Annotated in this window: 14 protein-coding genes; 8 read left to right on the forward strand and 6 right to left on the reverse strand. The window is 72.5% G+C overall.

Annotated features, from left to right (window positions below; genetic code table 11):
* Nucleotides 1-77 precede the first annotated feature (77 nt).
* Nucleotides 78-3,323 (reverse strand): S8 family peptidase, encoded by a 3,246-nt coding sequence (locus tag ACYVIP_RS04260; protein WP_460392180.1) that lies wholly within the window; start codon nt 3,321-3,323, stop codon nt 78-80.
* Between the two features lie 166 nt (nt 3,324-3,489).
* On the opposite strand from ACYVIP_RS04260, the gene ACYVIP_RS04265 reads away from it, so the two are divergent.
* Together ACYVIP_RS04265 and ACYVIP_RS04270 are read left to right on the forward strand one after the other, a co-directional pair.
* Nucleotides 3,490-4,095 (forward strand): RNA polymerase sigma factor, encoded by a 606-nt coding sequence (locus ACYVIP_RS04265; protein WP_460392182.1) that lies wholly within the window; start codon nt 3,490-3,492, stop codon nt 4,093-4,095.
* On the forward strand, nt 4,092-5,108 hold the full coding sequence (locus tag ACYVIP_RS04270; protein WP_460392184.1) for a hypothetical protein: 1,017 nt from the start codon (nt 4,092-4,094) through the stop codon (nt 5,106-5,108). Before ACYVIP_RS04265 ends, ACYVIP_RS04270 begins: the two co-directional genes overlap by 4 nt.
* 47 nt (nt 5,109-5,155) lie before the next feature.
* On the opposite strand, the gene ACYVIP_RS04275 is transcribed toward ACYVIP_RS04270, so the two are convergent.
* Together ACYVIP_RS04275 and ACYVIP_RS04280 are read right to left on the reverse strand one after the other, a co-directional pair.
* Nucleotides 5,156-5,896: an isocitrate lyase/PEP mutase family protein gene (locus ACYVIP_RS04275; protein WP_460392186.1), complete on the reverse strand. Its 741-nt coding sequence runs from the start codon at nt 5,894-5,896 to the stop codon at nt 5,156-5,158.
* The gene (locus ACYVIP_RS04280; protein WP_460392188.1) at nt 5,893-6,366 is read right to left on the reverse strand and encodes a carboxymuconolactone decarboxylase family protein; all 474 of its coding nucleotides are present in this window, start codon (nt 6,364-6,366) and stop codon (nt 5,893-5,895) included. The genes ACYVIP_RS04275 and ACYVIP_RS04280 overlap by 4 nt, the downstream gene beginning before the upstream one ends.
* 46 nt (nt 6,367-6,412) lie before the next feature.
* Between ACYVIP_RS04280 and pdxR the strand changes: the two genes are divergently transcribed.
* The 6 genes from pdxR to ACYVIP_RS04310 all read left to right on the forward strand — a co-directional run bounded on the left by pdxR (nt 6,413) and on the right by ACYVIP_RS04310 (nt 17,208).
* Nucleotides 6,413-7,774 (forward strand): MocR-like pyridoxine biosynthesis transcription factor PdxR, encoded by a 1,362-nt coding sequence (gene pdxR, locus ACYVIP_RS04285; protein WP_460392190.1) that lies wholly within the window; start codon nt 6,413-6,415, stop codon nt 7,772-7,774.
* 17 nt (nt 7,775-7,791) lie between these two features.
* Entirely contained in the window at nt 7,792-9,312 is a 1,521-nt protein-coding gene (locus tag ACYVIP_RS04290) for a TIGR02677 family protein (protein ID WP_460392192.1), read from the forward strand.
* Between the two features lie 203 nt (nt 9,313-9,515).
* A complete protein-coding gene (locus ACYVIP_RS04295; RefSeq protein ID WP_460392194.1) occupies nt 9,516-10,637 on the forward strand; it encodes a TIGR02678 family protein in 1,122 nt (373 codons plus the stop codon).
* Entirely contained in the window at nt 10,634-14,713 is a 4,080-nt protein-coding gene (locus ACYVIP_RS04300; protein WP_460392196.1) for a TIGR02680 family protein, read from the forward strand. The genes ACYVIP_RS04295 and ACYVIP_RS04300 overlap by 4 nt, the downstream gene beginning before the upstream one ends.
* Nucleotides 14,714-14,780: 67 nt before the next feature.
* Nucleotides 14,781-15,989, forward strand: a complete 1,209-nt coding sequence (locus ACYVIP_RS04305) for a helix-turn-helix domain-containing protein (protein WP_460392198.1) — start codon at nt 14,781-14,783, stop codon at nt 15,987-15,989.
* Nucleotides 15,990-16,098: 109 nt separating this feature from the next.
* Nucleotides 16,099-17,208 carry a serine hydrolase domain-containing protein gene (locus ACYVIP_RS04310; protein ID WP_460392200.1) on the forward strand — a complete coding sequence of 370 codons (1,110 nt, stop codon included), beginning with the start codon at nt 16,099-16,101 and terminating at the stop codon, nt 17,206-17,208.
* Between the two features lie 122 nt (nt 17,209-17,330).
* Here ACYVIP_RS04310 and ACYVIP_RS04315 read toward each other — a convergent pair whose 3' ends face one another.
* The 3 genes from ACYVIP_RS04315 to ACYVIP_RS04325 are packed head-to-tail and all read right to left on the reverse strand — an operon-like array spanning nt 17,331 to nt 20,304.
* Entirely contained in the window at nt 17,331-18,647 is a 1,317-nt protein-coding gene (locus ACYVIP_RS04315; RefSeq protein WP_460392202.1) for an ABC transporter permease, read from the reverse strand.
* Entirely contained in the window at nt 18,647-19,324 is a 678-nt protein-coding gene (locus ACYVIP_RS04320) for an ABC transporter ATP-binding protein (protein ID WP_460392204.1), read from the reverse strand. Before ACYVIP_RS04320 ends, ACYVIP_RS04315 begins: the two co-directional genes overlap by 1 nt.
* Nucleotides 19,321-20,304 carry an efflux RND transporter periplasmic adaptor subunit gene (locus ACYVIP_RS04325; protein WP_460392206.1) on the reverse strand — a complete coding sequence of 328 codons (984 nt, stop codon included), beginning with the start codon at nt 20,302-20,304 and terminating at the stop codon, nt 19,321-19,323. The genes ACYVIP_RS04320 and ACYVIP_RS04325 overlap by 4 nt, the downstream gene beginning before the upstream one ends.
* Nucleotides 20,305-20,320 lie beyond the last annotated feature (16 nt).

Here is a 20,320-nt window from a genome sequence, read left to right on the forward strand (position 1 = left end):
TCATGCCGAAGATCAAGCGGCGTTAACCCGGCCATGGGTGGCACGCACCTGCTGTGCGTGCCACCCATGGGACTGGATCACCGCAGTGCGTAGGCCCTGATGATCGTCTGGTGTTGGGTGCTGCCGTCGTCGTCGGTGACGGATGAACGCAGGGACACGAACTCCGCGCCGGCCGGGTGGTCGACGGTGACCTGCCAGTCATCGCCTGCCGGGGCCACCGGCGCCTGTTGCCAGGTCGTGCCGTCGTCGAAGGACACCTCGACCGTTGGGCGGCTTACCCGCGCGGCGTCGTCGCTTCCGTTGCGCTCTACGTACATCGGGATCGTGAACCGTTGGCCGGCGGGCGTGGTGTTGTGCTGGTCCAGGTTCGGCGCGTAGCGCAACGTGATCAGCGGTAGGGCGACCGTGTCCGCGTCGTGTGCCGAGAAGAACGTCCACTCCGAACTGATCTTTGTGGACAGTGCGGCGAACGCCGAACGGTCGAAGGACGCGCGCACCGTGTACTCCGCACGCTCTGACCCCACCGCGACCGGGTCGATGGCGTACGGTCCGGCCCACTCCGACGATTCGGCGATGACCTCACCATCACGGAGGAGTGTCGTGGTGCCCTCACCCGCGCTGTACCCCAGTCGGCCTCGGCCCTGATCGACCGCCATCGGCAGGGTGAACCACATCGTGTCCTCGAATCGGCCCGCGCTGCTGATGCCGAGCTCGCCCGACAGCGATGGCCCGAACACCCCGACTCCCCAGCGGACAGTGGTGGTACGACCGCGCCGGAACGTCATCGGGTCTTGTTGGCTGACCGACGACACCGTGACCCGCTCGCCGTCCTGGCCGAGCACGCGCTCGCCGTAGAACCCGACTGCCCATGGCACGTCCGGCGTGTAGTACTCGATCAGCGTACTCGGCAGGGGACCGAAATCGCCGTACTGGTTCCCGCCGATACTGCCGGGCACGGTGGCCGCGTACTCGTTGCGTACCTTCGCGAGGTCCTTGGTCAGGAAGTGCCACTTCAGGTTCTGCGGCACGGCGTTGTCGGTGTGCCGCACGCGGTAGGCGTACGCGGTGGGGTCGAACGACTCGCCGTCCCACTTCTGCAACAGGGCTTCCGCCCAGAACGTGTAGTCATCGCTTCGGGTGGTCGACGGTTTCAGGGTCGTCGAGCCGTCCGGCGGCCAGGAGACGTCCGCGGGCAGCGAACCCCAGGAGTTCTCCCGAGCCAGCCTGAAGAACCCGAAGACCGGCGCCGCGGTGGGGTTGTCCACCGTGAAGTCGGCCGGCCTGGTCTCCCGCGCGTCGAAGACCAACTCGGTGTCCTCGGTGACCACGAACGCCGGCTCGGCGAACACCGCGTTGCGGCGGTCCTCGCCGACCAGTTGCTGGACGACGGCGTTGTACGAGTACTCACCGCGCGGCAGCCGCACGGTCACCTCGCCGGCCACGTCATCGAAGGGCTTGTACACGAAGGGGTGGTACTTGTCCGGCTCGGCGACCGGCACGAACCGGTAGCGGTAGTTGTCCGACGGCGCGCCGCTGTGGTCGATGCCCCGCAGCGTGACGTTGTAGCTCTCGATCTCCCGGTTCACCGCGATCGGCGTCCGCACGGACGTGCCGTCACCGGTGGCGACGACCACCCCCTCGAAGACACCGTCCGGTCCGTCCACAGTGGTATCGGCGGTGACGGTCGCGCTCGCCTCGCCGCCGGCCGGCACGGTCAGCCGGGTGGGCGCGATGGTGAACATCCCCTGCGGTGCCGGGGATCCGTCCTGGGCGGTGATTCTGGACGTGAGGTCGAGGGAGACCGGCGCATCGCCGGTGTTGGTGTAGGTGAGCGTCCTGGCGATCGGCTGGTCGTCGGTGCGCGGCCACGCGGCCAGGCCGAAGCTGAGGTTCGCCCGCGTGGCCAACACGGTCGTCGTCGCCGCCTTGGCCAGGTCGACCCGGCCGGCGCCCTGCTCGAACACCGAGAGCCCGTCGGTTGGCCGCGCGCTGCCCATGAGCGCCGGCTTCAGCTGCTCGGCGGTCCACTCCGGATGCTGGGCGGCCAGGATCGCCGCCGCGCCGGCGACGTGCGGGGTGGCCATCGACGTGCCGGACATCGCGACATAGCGCTCCCCCGGTTCGCCGGCCTGGCCGTTCGTCGCCCTGGCCGCGACGATGTCCACGCCGGGCGCGGTGATGTCCGGTTTGATCCCGCTGTCACCCGCCCGAGGACCACGGCTGGAGAACCCGGCCAGTCCGTCGTTCCGGTCGACCGCGCCGACGGTCAGCGCGGCCTCCGCGGCACCGGGCGAGTCGACCCAGCCGACGGTCGGCCCCGAGTTGCCGGCGGCGATCACAAACAGGGTCCCGGTCTGTTCGGTGAGCCGGTTGACCGCCTGGGACATCGGATCCTTGCCGTCGCCGGGAAGGGCGCCGCCGATGCTCAGGTTGACCACGTCGGCACCGCTGGCGGTGGCCCACTCCATGCCGGCGATGATCCAGGACTCGAAGCCGAACCCCCAGTCGTCGAGCACCTTTCCGTTGAGCAGCTTGGCATCCGGCGCGACGCCCTGATGCCGGTCGCCGTTGCCGGTGATGGTCGAGGCGAGGTGCGTGCCGTGTCCGTTGCGGTCGTCGGTGGTGTCGCTGTCGGTGAAGTTCCGCGCGTCCACGACGGCGTCGGTCAGGTCGGGGTGCGTGACGTCGACGCCGGTGTCGAGCACCGCGACCGTCGCCCCGGCGCCGGTGTGCCCGGCCTGCCAGGCCTCGGGCGCGCCGATCTGGGGCACCGAGTGTTCCAGGGCGGCCTCGACCCGGCCGTCGAGCCAGATGTGCTCGGCTTTTCGCGCGGTCGGCCAGTACGCGCCGGAACGCTCGACCGAGACCGCCGTCGCGCCGACGACGGGCAGCTCCCGGCTGACCCTGGCGGCCGCACTGCGCGGCGTCGGTCCGGCATAGTCGACGATCAGCGGCAGCCGGGACCGGCCGGCGTACCCCGAGCGGGCCAGCTCGGTGACGTTGAACAGGCGGGGGTCGAGCTTTCCCTGTCCCAGTAAGGAGACCGCGTCCTCCGGCACGACGTGCACATCGCCGCGCTCGTCCTGCTCGGTGAAGAACGTGACGTGCGCCCGGCCATCGCCGGCCCGCACCTCCGCACCCCGGGGCCCACCGACGGTCACCGTGTCCCCGGTGAGCAACGTGACCGTCGGACCGACCGGCGCGGCGCCGGGCGAACCACCCGAACCCGGCACCGCCTCGGCCGCCGGCGCGACCACACCAGCGGCCGCACCAGCGGCCACGACCGCCACGAGCAGGCCTGTCCTTGCCCGTCTGTGTCTCATCCACACTCCAGACCACACGCGGTGACGCCTTACCGGCCACCGCTGCTGCCGCGCTTAATGACGCGGGGAGCCGGCGCCCGGGTTGTCGCGGTAATTGATCTTTTCGATGTCGGCGCGTGGAATACCAGGAACCGGATCGCGGCTTCGGGCAACAGGGAGTATGACCATGCGACAACCCGCTGGGCCCGTGCCGCGGACGGAGCCACCTCCCGATGTCACCGACGAACGCCTGCTCGACGAGTCGCTGGCCGCGCCGGAACGGTTCGCGGTGATCTTCGACCGGTACGCGCCGGTCGTGCACGGCTACCTGTCCCGCCGGGTCGGCGCGCTGGCCGACGACCTGGTGAGCGAGACGTTCCTGCTGGCGTTCCGGGGCCGCGCCGGCTACGTCCCGGGGGTCGCGCCGGTGCGGGCGTGGCTGTTCGGCATCGCCACCAACCTGGTGCGCCGGCATGCCCGCGACGAGGAGCGGCGGTACCGGGCCTTCGCCCGCGCGGCCGGGCACGTGGAGTCGTCGACCGAGCTGGGTGAGGTGGCCGGGCGGGTCGACGCGCAGGCGTTGCGGGGTGAGTTGGCCGACGCGCTGGTCGCACTGCCGCGCGAGGAGCTCGAGGTGTTGCTGCTGTGGACCTACCCGCAGCTGTCCTACGCCGAGATCGCCTCGGCGCTGGGGGTGCCGATCGGCACCGTCCGGTCCCGGCTGCACCGGGCCCGCGGCAAGGTCCGCGCCCGGCTCACCGACCGCTGGCAGATCGACGAGGAGACCGCATGAACGAGTTCACCATGCTCCGTGAGCACGGCCCGGAGCCGACCCCGTTGTCCGAGGACGTGCTGGCCAAGGCACGTGCCGACCTGATGGCCGAGATCCAGGCCACCCCCGACGCCACGCCGGACCAGGCGCCCGGCCGACCGGCCCGTCTCCGGCTGCGGCGTCGGGCGGCGATCATCGCCACCGCGGCCGCGGTGGCCGCCATCGCCGCGGGCGTCGTCATGACCGGCACCGGCGACACCGGCGCGCCGACCCCACCGGCAGCCGGCGGGCCACCGGTGCTGGTCAGGTTCGACATGCCGGCGCTGCCGCCGGAGCTGCGCCCCGTCCCGGACGGGGTGAGCGAGCCGGGCTTCACCGCGGAGCCCGGCTGGATCGCGGCGGTGTACCACGCCGACGACGGCCCCGTCGCCGACCCGTCCGACATCTCCGTCAAGACCCTCCAGCACAAGCCGAACATCGAACAGGGTCAGGACACCACCTACGCCGGCAAGCCGGCCGTGGTCGAGCGGTTCGACCAGGAGGAGCCGGAGTTCCACTCGGTGTCGCTCAGCTGGGAGCGGTCACCCGGTCAGTGGATCACGCTCACCGGCATGGGTGACTTCGCCGACGAGCAGACCGTGCGCGCGCTGGCCGACACCCTGGTCGACTCCGACGACCGGTTGAGCCTGGACATCAGCGTGGCCCCGGCCGGGTGGGAGCTGTACGCCTTCAAGGGCGCCGGGCCCGACGGCGACGGGGCGGTCACCTCGTTGCGGGATCCGCGCGCCCCGGACCGGGAGCTCCACGTGAGCACCATGCTCGGCCTCGTGCCGAACTACGGCGAGGCCATCGAGGGCGGCCCGCTGCCGACCGAGCCGGTGTCGGTCAACGGCCGGCCGGGCGAGCTCGTCCACCTGGCCGACGACCGGTGGATGCTGCAGGCCCCGCTGCCCGACGGCCGGGCCTTCCAGCTCCAGATCCCGGCCGGTTTCACCAAGGAGCAGGTGATCGAGCTGGCCGAGGGCGTCAGCTGAGCCGACCACGCGCCGACGGTGGACTCACGGGTCCACCGTCGGCCCGGTCAGTACGGCGACTTGCCGGCCGCGAGCCCGGTGAGCACCTTCTCCAGATAGTTCTGGGTGAGGTGGAACAGGCCCGGCCCGAGCGAGATCCTGGCCATGCCGGCCGCGCGCATCGCCGCCAGCGACGGCCCGCCGGGCAGGTACGCCGCGTTCACCGCGGCCGGGCGCACCGCCTCGACGAACTCCCCCAACACCTCCTCGTCGCGGATCAGGATCGGGTAGACGCAGTCCGCGCCCGCCGCCAGGTACGCCCTGGCCCGCTCGATCCCCTCCGCGAGCACGGCCCGCTGGTCGGCCGCCCGCAGGAACACGTCGACCCGCGCGTTGATCACCAGGTCGCCGTCCGCCGCGCGCAGCGCCGCGACCCGGTCGGCCTGCTCGGCCACCGCCACCAGGCCATCGCCCGGATGCGCGGTGTCCTCGAGGTTGCAGCCGACCGCACCCGCCTCGGCCAGCCGCTCGGCCAGCTCAGCCGGCCCGAGGCCGTAACCGCCCTCGATGTCCGCGGTCACCGGCACGTCCACGGCCTCGGCCAGCCGTCGGATGGCGGCGAACATCTCCCCCGGCGGCGTACCGTGCCCGTCGGCGTAGCCGAGCGCGGCCGCCATCGCCGCCGAACCCGTTGCCACGACCGGGAAACCCGCCTTGGCCACCAACCGGGCGGAGGCCGCGTCCCAGGCGTTGGGCAGCAGCAGCGGATCCCCGGGAACGTGCAGGGCCCGCAATCGGGCGGCGATCAACGGCTCGGCAGCTTCGAGTGGCTGGGAATCACGATCCGGTTCCACGAGTTGATCATCAGGATCTGCCACATGACCGCGCTGTACTGGTCCTCGGTGAACACCGCGGTCGCCCGCTCGTAGAGCTCGTCCGGCACGCCGTTGGTCTCGCTCAGCTCGGTCACCACCTCGGTCAGCTCCAGTGCCACCCGCTCCTGGTCGGAGAACAGCTCGGTCTCCCGCCACGCGTCGAGCACGAAGATCCGGCGCGGGTCCTCGCCCGCCTTCAGCGCGTCGGTGGAGTGCATGTCCAGGCAGTACGCGCAGCCGTTGAGCTGGGAGGCTCTGATCTTCACCAGCTCGACCAGCAGCCTGTCGACCCCGGCGGCGGCCGCGGCCTTGGTGACCACGCCGCCCAGCGACTGTAGTGCCTGGTACGCGGCGGGGATGGCCTGCGGGATCTGGATTCGCTGGTTGTGCGTCGTGGTTGTCATGTCACCGACGCTAGCGCCAACCTGTCCACGGGTATGGTCCAGTTCTGTGGCGGATTCGTGGTCCAGTTCGGTGGACGCCCACCTGGGCTGGATACCGGGCTCCGGCCGCGCCGGGCTGGCCGCGGCGATCCGCGTCGCCATCCGCGACGGCCGCTGGCAACCGGGCGAGGTGGTGCCGTCGACCAGGGCGCTCGCGCACGACCTCGGCATCGCCCGCGGCACGGTGACCAGGGTGTACGCCGATCTGGCCGCCGAGGGTTACCTGTCGACCAGCCAGGGGGCGCCGACCAGGGTGGCGACCGCGGGCGCGTCGCCGATGTCCGCGCCACCGCTGGCCGCGCCCGCGCCGCCGTACCGCTGGTCGTTCCAACCGGGGCGGCCGGACCCGTCGATGTTCCCGAGAGCCGCCTGGCTGGCGGCCACCCGTCGGGTGATGCAACATGCCCCGAACGAGATCTTCAACTTCGGGGAGCCACGGGGGTCCTCGGTGCTGCGCGCCACTCTGAGCGCCTACGTCGGGCGCACCAGAGGGGTGGTGGTCGATCCGGCGCGGATCGTGGTCTGTGCGGGCTTCAACCACGGCGTCAGCCTGCTCGGGCACGCGCTGCGCGCGGTCGGCATCGAGCGGGTCGCGTTCGAGGACCCATCGCTCGGCAACTTCCGCGACATCGCCGCCGCCACCGGACAACAGGTCACCGGTGTCCGGATGGACGGCGGCGGCCTCGTCGTGTCCGAACTGGACAGTCCGGCGGTAGTGGTCACGCCCGCCCACCAGTTCCCGCTCGGCACCACCATGGCCCCCACCCGGCGCACCGCGCTGGTGAACTCCGGCGCCGTGGTGATCGAGGACGACTACGACGGGGAGTTCCGCTACGACCATCAGCAGGTCGGCGCGCTCCAGGCGCTGGCCCCCGAACGGGTGGTCTACGCGGGCACGGTGAGTAAGACGCTCACCCCGTCGTTGCGGCTGGCCTGGCTGGTCCTCCCCCGTTTCCTGGTCGACCCGGTCGTGGCGGCGGTGGACGCCGGCGGCGTCTTCCCGCCGATCCTGCCGCAGCTGGTCCTGGCCGACCTGATCAGCTCGGGCGCCTACGACCGGCACATCCGCCGCGCCCGCCTGGAGTACCGCGCGCGCCGCGACCGGCTGGTCGCCACGCTCCCCCGGCACCTGCCCCCGGAGGGCATCTCCGCCGGCCTGCACCTGGTGGTGCGGCTGCCGATGGCCGAGGAGTCCCGCGTCCCGGCCATGACCCGGCGGCACTCGCTCGCGCTGGAACGCCTGAGCCCGTTGTGGATGCGCCAGGTCGACGAGCCCGGCGGCCTGGTCATCGGCTACGGCGCGAGCACCACCAACGCCTTCGGCGGCGCGCTGTCGGCCCTGTCGTCGCTGCTGGCCGACCTGAGCTGACGGTAGGGTGGCGTTCCATGTCTACGGACGAGGCGCGTCGGCTCAAGCTGTACGCCTACCTGGACGCGCGGGAGCACCAGCGCACCTACCTGGCGATCATGCGGTTGTTCGCCTCGACGCTGCTCGCCGACCTGTCCGCGGGAGAGGTGACCGCCGCGCTGGCCATGGCGGCGCGGCGGGGCGAGGTCGCGCCGGGTGAGGCCAGGGTGGAGACCGTGATCGTGCGGCTCAGGCAGCTCGTCGAATGGGGCAACCTGGTCGCCGGGCGGCGCGAGGTGGTGGCCGCCAGCATCGCGGAGTTCCAGCACGGCAGTGTGCGCTACCAGGTCAGCAAGCTCGGGGTGCGGGTCCAGCGGGCCGCCGACGAGCTGCTGGCCACCGCGGAGGGCGCGCGCGAGGTCTCCCGCGAGCTGCTGCCGGCCATCGTCGACGGGCTGGACGAGCTGCTCCGGCGGCTGGCCACGGCCACCGTCGAGCACGGCCGGAACCCGCGCGCGCCGGCCGCCAGGCGCGCGACCGAACGGCTCGCCGAGCAGGTCACCACCCTGTTCCTGCAGCACGGCGAGCTGGCCGCGACCGTGCGCGACTTCTACGCCTACCTCGGCCAGGTCGTCACCCGCTACCACCTGATGGCCGAGGAGATCTCCGGGTTCCGCAACCTGCTCGTCGAGTACATCCAGAAGGTCGTCGAGGACGTCCTGCGGCACACCCCGACGATCGCCGAGATCCTCACCAGGACCGAGTTCGCCGGGGCGGTGCGCGGGCTGCTGGCGCTGCTGACCCCGGAAGCGCTCGGCGCCGACATCGAACGGGCACGGGGGCGCCGCCAGGAGGACTGGATCGAGCTGACCGACTGGTTCGTCGACCGGCCGGGGCGGCCGAGCCAGGTCACCGCGCTGCGGGAGGCCACCGCCCGCGCGATCGGCACACTGCTGGCCACCGTGAAGCGCGCGACCTCCGGCGGCGGGCCGGAACCGGGGCGGCGGGCCGAACTGCTCCAGCTGGCCAAGTGGTTCGACGAGGCGACCCCGGACCAGGCGCACACCCTGGCGGCCGCGGCGTTCGGGCTCTACTCCGCGCGCAACCTGCTGCCCGCCCCCGAGCACGACGGCGACGACGAGCGCACCCCGTGGGCCGACGGGCCGGTGATCGACGTGACGGTCAGCGTGCGCGGCCGGGGAGACCGGGGCGCGCGCGGGCGTACCTCCCGCATCCTCGACGACCCGCTCGGCCGGGAGCAGTTGCTCGCCGAGGCCCGCCGGGCCGACGCGAAACACGCCGACGCCCTGGCCGAGCTGGCCGCCGCCAGTGGCCGCCTCGACCAGGTCACCCTCTCCCCCGACGCGCTGAGCACGCTGTGCGGCCTGCTCACCGACGCCATGGCCCAACGCGAGCGCACCACCGACCCCGGCGAGTCCGGCGACCCGATCGGCGGCCTACGCCTGAACATCCGCCAGTCCCCCGGCCGCACCCAGACGATCACCACCCACACCGGCACCCTGACCCTCGCCGACACCACCGTCGAGGTGACCCGATGACCCCCGCCACCTCAGCGAACAACTGTGAGTCAGATCAGGGCCTTCGCAACCGCACCTCAGGGGAACGTGAAGCAACCCAGCCACAAGTACGTGCCCAAACAGCCCGCTCCAGTTCCCAACGCGACCAAGACTTCGAATTCCGGGGAGGCGGACTAGAGCGGCTGGGGGAGGTTGATCAGGCTGATGTGGTGCGGTGTGCTCGGGTGTTGTTGCGGCGGCCGTTGTTGCGGGCGGGTGGGCCGGAGGCCGAGGTGCTGCCGCTGGTCTATCGGCATCGGGCGGCGTTGACCGACCTGTTCGCCGGGACGCTCGGGTACCGGCTGGTGGTCGAGCGGCGCTTCGCCCGGCTGTACAAGGCCGGGCCGGGGCCGGATCCCACCCGGGGCGAGCCGACGCTGACCCCGCGCGGCTACGCCTACCTCGCGCTCAGCCTGGCCGCGCTGACCACCGTCGGCCAGCAGACGCTGCTGTCCCGCCTGGTCGCCGACATCCGCACGGCCGGCACCCAGGCCGGCGTCGAGGTCACCGACGACCTCGGTGACCTGCGCGCCATCGCCTCCGCGCTGCGCCACCTGGTCGCGCTCGGCGTGCTCACCGAGACCGAGGGCACGGTCGCCGCCGAGACCACCGCCGAGGCCCTGCTGACCGTGGACACCACGCTGCTCGGCCAGCTGGTCGCCGGCCCGATCGGCACCGCGCGGACCGCGACCGAACTGGTCCGCCTCGCCGCCCGGCCCGGCCCGCGCGGCGTCGAGCACGTCGTGCGCCGCCGGCTGGTGGAGAACCCGGTCACGCACTACGCCGACCTCACCGAGGAGGAGGCGACCTGGCTGCGCCGCCGCGCGCGGGCCGAGGCGCGGCTGCTGGAGCGCTGCTTCGGGCTGGTCACCGAGACCCGGTCGGAGGGCGTCGCGGTCACCGACCCGCAGGACTACCTGACCGACCTCGGCTTCCCCGGCCAGTCGACGGTCGCCAGGATCGCGTTGCTCGCGCTGCCGGAACTGCTGGCGGGCAAGCCGGACGAGCGGGGCTGGGTGCCGGTGACGGTGGAGCGGGTCGCGCTGGTGTGCGCCGACCTGTTCGAGGCCTACCCGGCGGCGTGGTCCAAGCAGACCAGCGTGCCGAGGCTGGTCGACGACGTGCTGCACCTGTTGGCCGCACTCGGCCTGGCCAGACGCGACGAGGACGGCTGGCTGCTCAGCCCGGCCGCACACCGCTGGCAACCGGCCGCCGACGCCACCCCACGCCAGGGCGGCGAGCAGACTGAGCCACCGGAGCAGGAACCGTTGCCGGGGTGGTCATTGTTCGACGAGGGGGCACCGTGAACACCTCCACCAGGTGGCAGTTGCACCGGGGCGGGATCGTCAACATCTGGCAGTACTCGGTCGAGGTGTTCGACCTGTCCGGTGGGCGCGCGATCTTCCAGGGCACCAACGGTTCCGGCAAGTCGCGCACGCTGGAGCTGTTGGCACCGCTGTGTCTTGACGGCGACCTGCACCACATCGGCTCCAAGGGCTACGACACGGTCAGCATGCGCAGGCTGATGCTCGACGACTACACCGGCGGGCCCAACCGCATCGGCTACGCCTGGATCGAGCTACGCCGCGAGGTCGACGGCGTGCCCGAGTACCTGACCTCCGGCATCGGGGTCAAGGCGTCGGCCACCTCCCAGCAGATCAACGACTCCTGGCGGTTCGTCACCGACCGGCGGGTCGGGCACGACCTCGAGCTGGTGGTCGACGACGCCCCACTGGCCGCGACCGCGCTGCGCGACCTCATCGGCGCGGACTGCCTGCACGACGAGGAACCCTTCCGGGCCAGGATCTCCGAGCTGGTGTACGGCATCCCGGCCACCCGCTACGCCGACCTGCTCCATCTACAACGGACACTGCGCAACCCCGACGTCGGGCTGAAAGTCCTTGAGGGACAGCTGGAGCAGATCCTGTCCGACTCGCTGCCCCCGCTGGACCCGGCGGTGGTCGGGCAACTGGCCCGCTCGTTCGAGGACCTGGAGTCCATTCGGGACAACATCCGCGGGCTCGCCGCGGCCGACGCGGCACTGCAACGGTTCCTCACCGGCTATGCCGGCTACGCCTACGGCTCGCTGCGCACCACCGGCAGGCGCGCCACCGAGGCGACCAGGGAGCTGGACGCGGCGCGCGCGGAGATCGCCAAGCTGGTCGACCGGCTGCGCGACGACGAGGCGGCGGCGGAGAAGGCGGAGACCGAGGTCGCCCAGCTGGCGGAGCGGGAAACCACGCTGGAGAGCCGGATCGACGACCTGAAGTCCAGCCCGCTCTACGACAGTGTGCGCGATCTGGCCGACCGCAAGCGGGTGGTGTCGGCCGCCAGACAGGCCGCGGTCAGCGCGCTGCGCCAGCTGCGCACCCAGCGCGAGCACACCGAGCAGCTGGTCGACTCGGTGGTCGCCGAGCTGACCCGGTTCACCGACGACACCGCGCAGGCCGTCGACCTGGCGGTCACCATCACCGAGCGGATGCGCGCGGCCGGGCTCGACCCCCGGCTGGCGCCCACCGTGCCGATGGCCCCGTTCGGTGAGGCGGGCGAGGTCCACGAGACCGGCCGGGGCACGCTCGACCCGGACGCCGCGCCGGTCGAGCTCACCCGCCGGGTGCCGCCCGCGCTCGACCCGGACACGCTGCGCGCCGGACTCGCCGACGCCGCCGAGCAGGCCACCAGGGCCGCGAGCGCGCTCGCCGAGCGGTGCGCGGTCACGCTCTCGCTGCTGGAACGCGCCCGCGAACTGGAGACCGAGCGCACCGACATCGGCCGCCACCAACAGGAGGCGCGGGCCGCGCAGCTCGCCGCGACCGAGGCCGCCGGGCGGCGTAACGAGGCCGCCCAGCAGCTCGACGACGTCGCGCACACCTGGTTCGACGCGGTCACCCACTGGGCGGGCGAGATCCCCGGCTCGGCGACCGAGCTCGCGCCGCCGCCGGTGGCCGAGCTGGTCGCCGACCAGGAGGCGTCCCGGCAGGCCAGCGAGCGGTCGCACACCTGGCTGCGCGGCCAGCTGCCGGCGATGCACGCGGAAACCGGCCGTACCAGGGACCTCGTCGACGACCTCGACCGCCAGCTGGCGGCCGCCACCGGCGAGCTGACCGCGCTGCGCTCCGGTGTGGACACTCAGCCGACCCGACCGGAGTTCGCCACCGCGCAACGGGACCCGGCGACCGGCGCGGCGTTCTACCGGCTGGTCGACTTCGCGTCCGATGTGGACGATGAGGCGCGGGCAGGCTGTGAGGCGGCGTTGGAGTCCTCCGGGCTGCTGACCGCGTGGGTCACCTCGGCCGGCACGCTCACCGACCCCGGCCGCCTCGACCTGACCGCGGTCGCCGACGGGCCGGTGCCCGACGGGCCGGCGCTGGCCAGGGTGCTGGTGCCCGCGGTGCCGCCGGACTCGCCGGTCTCGCCGGAAGTGGTCGGCCGGCTGCTGGCGCGGATCTCCTTGGGAGACAACGGAACCGGGCTCACCGTGGCCACCGACGGCCGCTGGCGGGCCGGGGTGCTCGCCGGCGCGGCGGCCAAGCCGGCGGCGGAGTTCGTCGGCGCGGGCGCCAGGGAGTCCGCGCGCCACCGGCGGATCGGCGAGCTGGTCGAGACCGTCGACCGGCTCGCCGGCGAACGGGACCAGGCCGAGGCCGCGCTGGCCACCGCGCGGGAGCGGGCCGCGGCCTGGGAGCGGCACATCGACTCCCACCCGGACGACCGTGGCCTGCTGACCGCGCACGTCACCCTGCTCAGCGCCGTGCGGACCGCCGACGACGCCGCCAGCCGCGCCTATGCCACCAGGGACACCCACGACGCGGCCGCCGACCGGCACCGCTCCCGGGCCGACCAGCTGATCGGCGACGCCCGCACCGCCGGCCTCGACTCGTCGCCGGAGTCGTTGCAGCAGGCCAGAACCGCCGCACTGGACGCCCGAGGCGCCGCCGACGCGCTGGTGACCGCGCTGACCCGCCGCTGCGCGGGCGCGGTCGACACGCTGGCCAGGGCGGTGGCCAACCACGGGCGGGCGGCCGAGGAGCTGGCCGAGGTGTCCGCCGGCGCCGAGCGGGCCTGCCTGGACCACGCCAACGAGGCGGCCGGCTACGAGGACCGGGTGCGCGCGATCGGCGGCGCGGCCGAACAGTTGCAGCGCGAGCTGTCGGCGGCCGAGCAGGAACGCGCCGGCGTGCGCGAGCGGCTGCCCGGCGCCCGCCAGCAGGCCACCGACGCCCGGGTGCGGGCCGGCAAGACCCAGACCCAGATCGACACCCGCGAGGCGCGGATCAGCGAGCTCGCCGACCGGGAGTTCGGTGCCCGGCAACGGTTCCGCGACGCGCTGGCGGCCGACGGCGTCTGGGCGGCCGCGGTCGCCGAACCCGCCCGGCCACCAGAGGACCTCACCGAGGCGTTCGCCGCGCTGACCACCACCCCGAGGGAGACGGTCGGCGAGGACACCGTGCTGGGCAACCTGCAGGCGCTGCAGGCCGCGCTGGCCGGCAGCCACGACATCGTGGCGCAGCGCGGCGCCGACATCCTGACGGTGACCGTGACCGGCGCGCACGGCCAGCAGCCGGTGGCCGACGCCGCCAACGACGTGGCCCAACGCCTTGCCAGCCAACGGAACCTGCTGTCGGAGGAGTACCAGTCCATCTTCGACGCGTTCATGCTCCGCGACCTGGCCGACAAGCTGGCCACCCAGCTCGCGGTGGCCGACGACCTGTGCCGCCGGATGAACGACACCCTCGACGTGGCGCGCTCCAGCCAGGGCGTGCACGTCCAGCTGGAGTGGCAGCCCGCCCCCGACCTGGACGAGGACATGCGCGCGGCGCTGTCGCTGATCCGCACCCCGTTCGCCAAGCGCGGCCCCGGCGAGGACGAGCGGCTGCGCACGGCGCTGACCGACCGGATCACCGCCGAGCGCGACGGACACTCCGGTGACTACGCCGAGGTGCTCGGCCGCGCGTTGGACTACCGCTCCTGGTACCGGTTCACCGTCCGCGTCCGCGACGACGGCCCGGACGGCGCGCCGCGCACCCGCCGGATGCGCCAGCTGTCCTCCGGCGAGACCCGGCTGATCTCCTACGTGACGCTGTTCGCGGCGGCCTCGGCGTTCTACGACGCGGTGAGCGCCGGGGCGCAACGCCCGCCGGTGCGGCTGGTGCTGCTCGACGAGGCCTTCGAACGGCTCGACGAGCCGACGATCGCGCGCATGCTCGGCCTGCTGGTCGACCTGGACATGGACTGGATCATCACCTGGCCAAGCGGGTGGGGGCTGTCGGAGAAGATCCCGAGGATGCACATCTACGACGTGCTGCGGCCCAAGGGTGGCCGGGGCATCGCCTGCACGCACGCCATCTGGAGCGGCAACGCGCTCACCGAGGACGGCCGGTAGCGCCCGTCACGCAGGGTGCCCGAACGACTACCATGTCGCGTAGTCGGGTGTGGGAGGGCAGCGAGCCGTGACGCAGGAGAACACCATCGGTAGGCGGTTGCGCGAGATTCGCCGCGCGCGGGGGCTGAGCCTGCGCGCCGTCGCGGAGCTGGCCGGGTTCAGCGGACCGTACCTGTCGATGATCGAACGCGGCGTGCGGCCGATCGAGCGGCGCAGCACGTTGGAGGCGTTGGCCGCGGCACTGAGCATCGCGCCGTCGGAGCTGGCCTCGATGCCGTGGCCGCCCCGCGACGACGCCGCCGCCGAGACCCGCGCGGCGGCCGGGCTGGTGGAGGCCGCGGTCGTGGACCTGCGGCTGGACGATCCGGTGGAGGTGACCCCGCGCCCGTGGCCGGCGCTCGCGGCCGAGCTGCGCCGGCTGAACACCGAGCTGCGGCCGCACGCGGACTACGCGGCGCAGGGATTCCTGCTGCCGGGCCTGATCAGGGAGCTGCACGCGGTGCACGCCACCGACGACCGCAACCGCACGAACGCGCTCAAGGGCCTGGCCGCCTGCTACCACGCGGCCGCGATGATGGCCAAGGAGACCGGTGTTCGCGGCGTCGCGCAGCTCGCGGCGGATCGTCAGGTCACCGTGGCCGAACGACTCGGTCGGCCGGAGTGGATCGCGCACGCGGCCTGGGTGCGGGTGCAGGCGATCGGGGGTGTCGGGCGCGAACGGCAGGTGGCCCTCACCCAGCGTGCGCTGGCCGCGGTCGAGGGTGCCGACCAGACCCCCGAGCTGATCCAGGCGGTCGGCCAGCTCCACCTGTTGACGTCGTTGGCGTATGCCGCGATGGGCAATGAGGACGACGCGTGGACCCACTTCGGCGCGGCGGAAACGCTGGCGACCCAACAGGAGGCGGAGGTGGGCACGTTCGGCTACCTGTGGTTCGGCCGGACCAACGTCCGGTTCTGGAAGGTGGCGCTCGGCACGGAGTTCGGCTACGCGGGCAAGGTAGCCGAGCTGGCCCGCGGCACCCGGCCCGAGCTGTTGCCCTCGCCCGCCCGGCAGGCGGAGTTCTACGCCGACCTCGGCCGGGCCCTCGCGCAGGACAAACGCACCCGGGGCGAGGCGGTGCGGCTGCTGCGCAAGGCGGAAACCCTTGCCCCGCAACTGGTACACCACAAGCTGTTCGTCCGGGAGACGGTCACCGACCTGCTACTGCGGTTGCAGGACGACACCGCCCGACGCCAGTTGCGCGGCCTGGCGCACCGGATCGGGCTGCCTTCCTGACAGGTAGGGCTGCCCCCAGTTCGGGCTCGGGTGCCAGCCGGCTGTCCTCGGCGGCGCCCGTCCGCGACGCTCACACCTGTACGCAACACACAGGTGAGGGGATTGTGCGATGGGAGTACGGATCACTCGGCGGCTGGTCGCCGGCTCGCTGGTGCTGGCGGTCGGTCTTGGCACGCTGACCGCGGGCACGGTCGTGGCGCAACCGCGCGACGGACATGCCGACACCCAGGCGATCGTGGACGGGTTCACGGCGAACGGCGTGCCGGGGGCGATGGTCTACGCCAGGGAGGGGCGCGAGCGCTGGACGGTGCACAGCGGCACCGGGCGGCTCGGCGCCGACGACCCGATCCGGCCATGGGACCAGGTGCGGATCGCCAGCAACACCAAGATGTTCCTCGCGGTGGTGGTGTTGCGGCTGGTCGAGGAGGGCAAGGTCGAGTTGGACGCGCCGGTCGAGCGGTACCTGCCAGGACTGGTGCGCGGCAACGGTTATGACGGCAACCTGGTCACCGTGCGGCAGTTGTTGCAGCACCGGAGCGGACTCGCCGACTACGCCGGCGACCTGCTGGCGGATCTGGAGGCGGCCGACCACCCGTGGGAGCCGGTTGACCTGGTGCGCCTCGGGTTGAGCCACCCGCCGGAGTTCGCGCCGGGTACCGGGTGGGGGTACAGCAACACCGGCTACCTCGTGCTCGGCATGCTGGTCGAGGCCGTCACCGGCAACGATCCCGGTGACGAGATCACCGACCGGATCATCCACCCGTACGGCCTGTGGCAGACCTCGTACCCCGAGCCCGGCCAGAAGCGGATCCGGGGGCCACACGCCCGCGGCTACTTCGCCTTCCCCGGTCAGCCGGTCGTCGACATCACCGAACTGGAGCCGAGCATGACCGGCTCGGCGGGGACCATGGTGTCCACCGGTCCGGACCTGACCCGGTTCGTGCACGCGCTGGTGACCGGCAAGGTGCTGCGCCCCGACCTGCTCGCGCAGATGCGCGTGACCGTGCCGGCCGAGGGCGGCGACTACGGCCTCGGCCTCCGGAAGTACCCGCTGCCCTGCGGGGGTGTGGCGTGGGGACACGGCGGCAACCTGCCCGGCTACGACACGTTCACCGCCGCCACCGAGGACGGCCGCTCGGCGTTCGCCGTGACCAACGGCCGCCTGGCCGACGGCGACGTGGCCAACCTACGCACCGCCGTCGAATCCGCCCTGTGCTGACCAGGCTGCGATGCCCTGAATGAGGCATTGACGACGCTCACCGTCCCGAATGGGGCATTCAGGGCAGTCGACCCCGGCCCGCACCGAGTCTGCGCTGACTCGGTGCGGGCCAACGGAGTCCGTTACGCGCGCATGACCGTCGCGATGGGGATTCTGGCCGCGCGGATCGCCGGGATCAGCCCGCCGAGCACTCCGGCGACCAGACCCGCGATCACCCCGGCCACCCCGGCCTGCCACGGGAAGTCCACGTCCGCGAGGAACGGCTCGCTCGGCCCGAACAGCATGCTGGCCGCCTCCAGCCCGAGCACCCCGACACCGATCGCGGCCGCGGCGGTCAGCAGCCCGGTCAACAGGGTCTCGGCCAGCACGATGCCGGCCAACAACAGTCGTGGCGTGCCGACCGCCCGGCGCAGCGCGAACTCCTCCACCCGCTCCCCCACGGTCGCCAGGCCGACGTTGAGGATGCCGGCCACGCCGATCAGCAACACCAGCGCCGCCATGCCGAGGAAGATCCAGCGCAGCAGTGCGAGCTGGCTTTCCATCTCCTTCAACGAGTTGATCGTCTCCACATGGAACTCGTCGGGGTTGAGATCGTTGGCCGCGAACCGGGAGCGCAGGATCTGTTCCAGGTCGGTCGCGCTCGGCGCGGCCATCAGCTCGACCATGCCGCCGTAGTTCGGGCTGGTGGTCATGCTGTTGGGCGCCAACCAGTTCAGCAACTCGTCGGTGCGCACGTAGGCCGCCGGCCCCCAGCCGCCGTCGTCGATCACGCCGACGATCCTCGGCGACAGGTTGGCCGCCGCACCGTCCACCCGCAGCTCGGCCGGCACCCGGACCATCTCGAACGCCTCGGCCGCCTTCTTGTTGATCACCAGCCGGGGCGCGAGCGATGGCGCGGAGTCGAAGTCCAGGAACGTCCCCCACTCCTGGCGGAACGGCCGGAACTGCCGGACGTCGCCGGTCAGCCCGACCAGGCTCAGCTCGATCGCCTGCCCCGACGGCGCCGCCTCGCCGGTGGCCTCCTCGCAGTTGCCGTAGGCGTCGCAGTTCATCGGCGGCGGTCCGCCCGCGTACATGGTGCCGTTCTCGCCGAGCGCGCCGCCGCCCTCGTTGACCGGCCGCACCCCCGGCTCGCCCATGATCGCCCTGGCGCGGGTCATCGCCACCGCGTCGGTCCGGCCGGCCACCGCGTCCAGTGCCAGCTCCGGCGCCGACGGGCCAGACGGCAGGTACATCATCCGGGTGCCGTCCTTGCCGCGCTCCATCTCCAGGTCCGACAGCAGCGCGCGCTGCGCGATCACCGACCCGGCCTGCACGGTGACCACCGCGAGCACCCCGAGGAACAGGCTCACCATGGACAGCAACGTGCGCAGCTTGCGTGCCCGGATCCCCTGGCCGCCGATGATGAGCGAGGACCGTAACCGTCCGGAAAGCCCCATCAGGTCAGCACTCCGTCCGTCAGCCGCGCGATCCGGCTCATCTTGACCGCGTGGTCGTGGTCGTGGGTGACCAGCACCAGCGCGCACCCGTTGTCGGTGGTGGCCCGCAACGCCTCGACCACCAGGTTGCCGGTCTCGGTGTCCAGCGCGCCGGTCGGCTCGTCGGCCAGCAGCACCCGGGGTTCGCGCACCAGCGCGCGGGCGATCGCCACCCGCTGCTGCTCGCCGCCGGAGAGCCGGGGCGGCTTGTGTTTGGCCAGGTGCGCGATGCCCATCCGCTCCAGCGCGCCCATCGCCTTGGCCCTGCGCTTGCGGCGCGGCAGCCAGCCCTGGCCGTTGACCAGTGCCATGGACACGTTCTGCACCGCGCTCAGCTGCTTGAGCAGGAAGAACCGCTGGAACACGAACCCGAACTCGGCACTGCGCAGCGCCGCGGCCTTCCGTTCGGACAACCGGGTGATGTCGTTGCCGGCCAACAGGTACTGCCCGCCGTCGGCCCGGTCGAACAGGCCGAGCAGGCTCAGCAGCGTGCTCTTGCCCGACCCGGACCGGCCGAGCACGGCGACGCTCTCTCCACTGTGGAGGGTGAGGTCGACCCCGGCCAGGATCGTGCGCGCCTCGTCCTGGCCCTTCAGGGTCTTGGTCAACCCGGTGAGCTGGATGAGCGGATCGGTCACTTCTGCTCCCCCTGCGCCGGCGCCGGTGGCAGGTCGGGGCCGGGGACCGACAGCGTCTCGTTGCCGGTGAGGCCGGACCTGATCTCGATCACCTTGCCGTCGGTGAGTCCCAGCTCGACCTGGACGATCTTGCGGGCGCCGCCAACGGCGATCACCTCGACCTGCCCGGCACCCTGACCGCCGGCGACCGCCTCGACCGGGACCACGAGCGCGTTCTTGGCGTGCTGGGTGACCACGTCGAGGGTCACCGCGGCACCGTTGATCAGCTTGACCTTGGGCGGGGCGGTGCACACCAGCCGCATCCCGGTGGCCGCCGAGCCGTCGCCCGCCTGCTCCGGCTGCTCATCGACCTTCGGCGGCTCGACCACACCGGACTCCGGCGGCGGCTCCTCGTCAGCGGGCGGGGCGGGCGGCGGCGGCACGGTGCCCTCCGGCAGCGCGGCGATCGTGCCGAGTGCCTTGCAGGGGAACGGTCCTGGCCCGTTCTCGATCTGCGCGCGCACCGAGGCGAGGCCGCCGGCGATCTGGTAGGCCTGCTCGTTGCCGATCTCGGCCACGATGCCGTACCCGGCCAGCTCGGCCGTCGCGACCGGCATGCCGGCGGTGACCGACGCCCGGTCCTCGACCAGCCGGCCGGCGAAGGTCGAGCCGCCGGGGGCCTCGAACCAGTGCGGCTCCCCGTCCCGCCACACCGACCCGACCCGGAACGGCTCGGTCGGCGTGTTGTCCGGCTTCTCCAGGGTGAGGAACCTGACCTGCCCGTTGACCGGGGCGACCAGCCCGAACACCGGGTTCATCGTCACCTGGCCGTCCAGGTTGATCGAGTTGGTGAGGTCTTGGCGACTCGGTTTGACCGTGGTCAGCGCGGTGCCGCGCGGCGCCAACTCGGGGGCTTGTTGTTCGGCCCCCGATGACGTGCAGGAACTCGCGGTCGCGCACAGAACGGCCACGGTCAACCCGACCAGGACACGTTTTCCCACCCCAGGCCTCCGATGA

Source organism: Actinophytocola sediminis, from assembly GCF_054779715.1.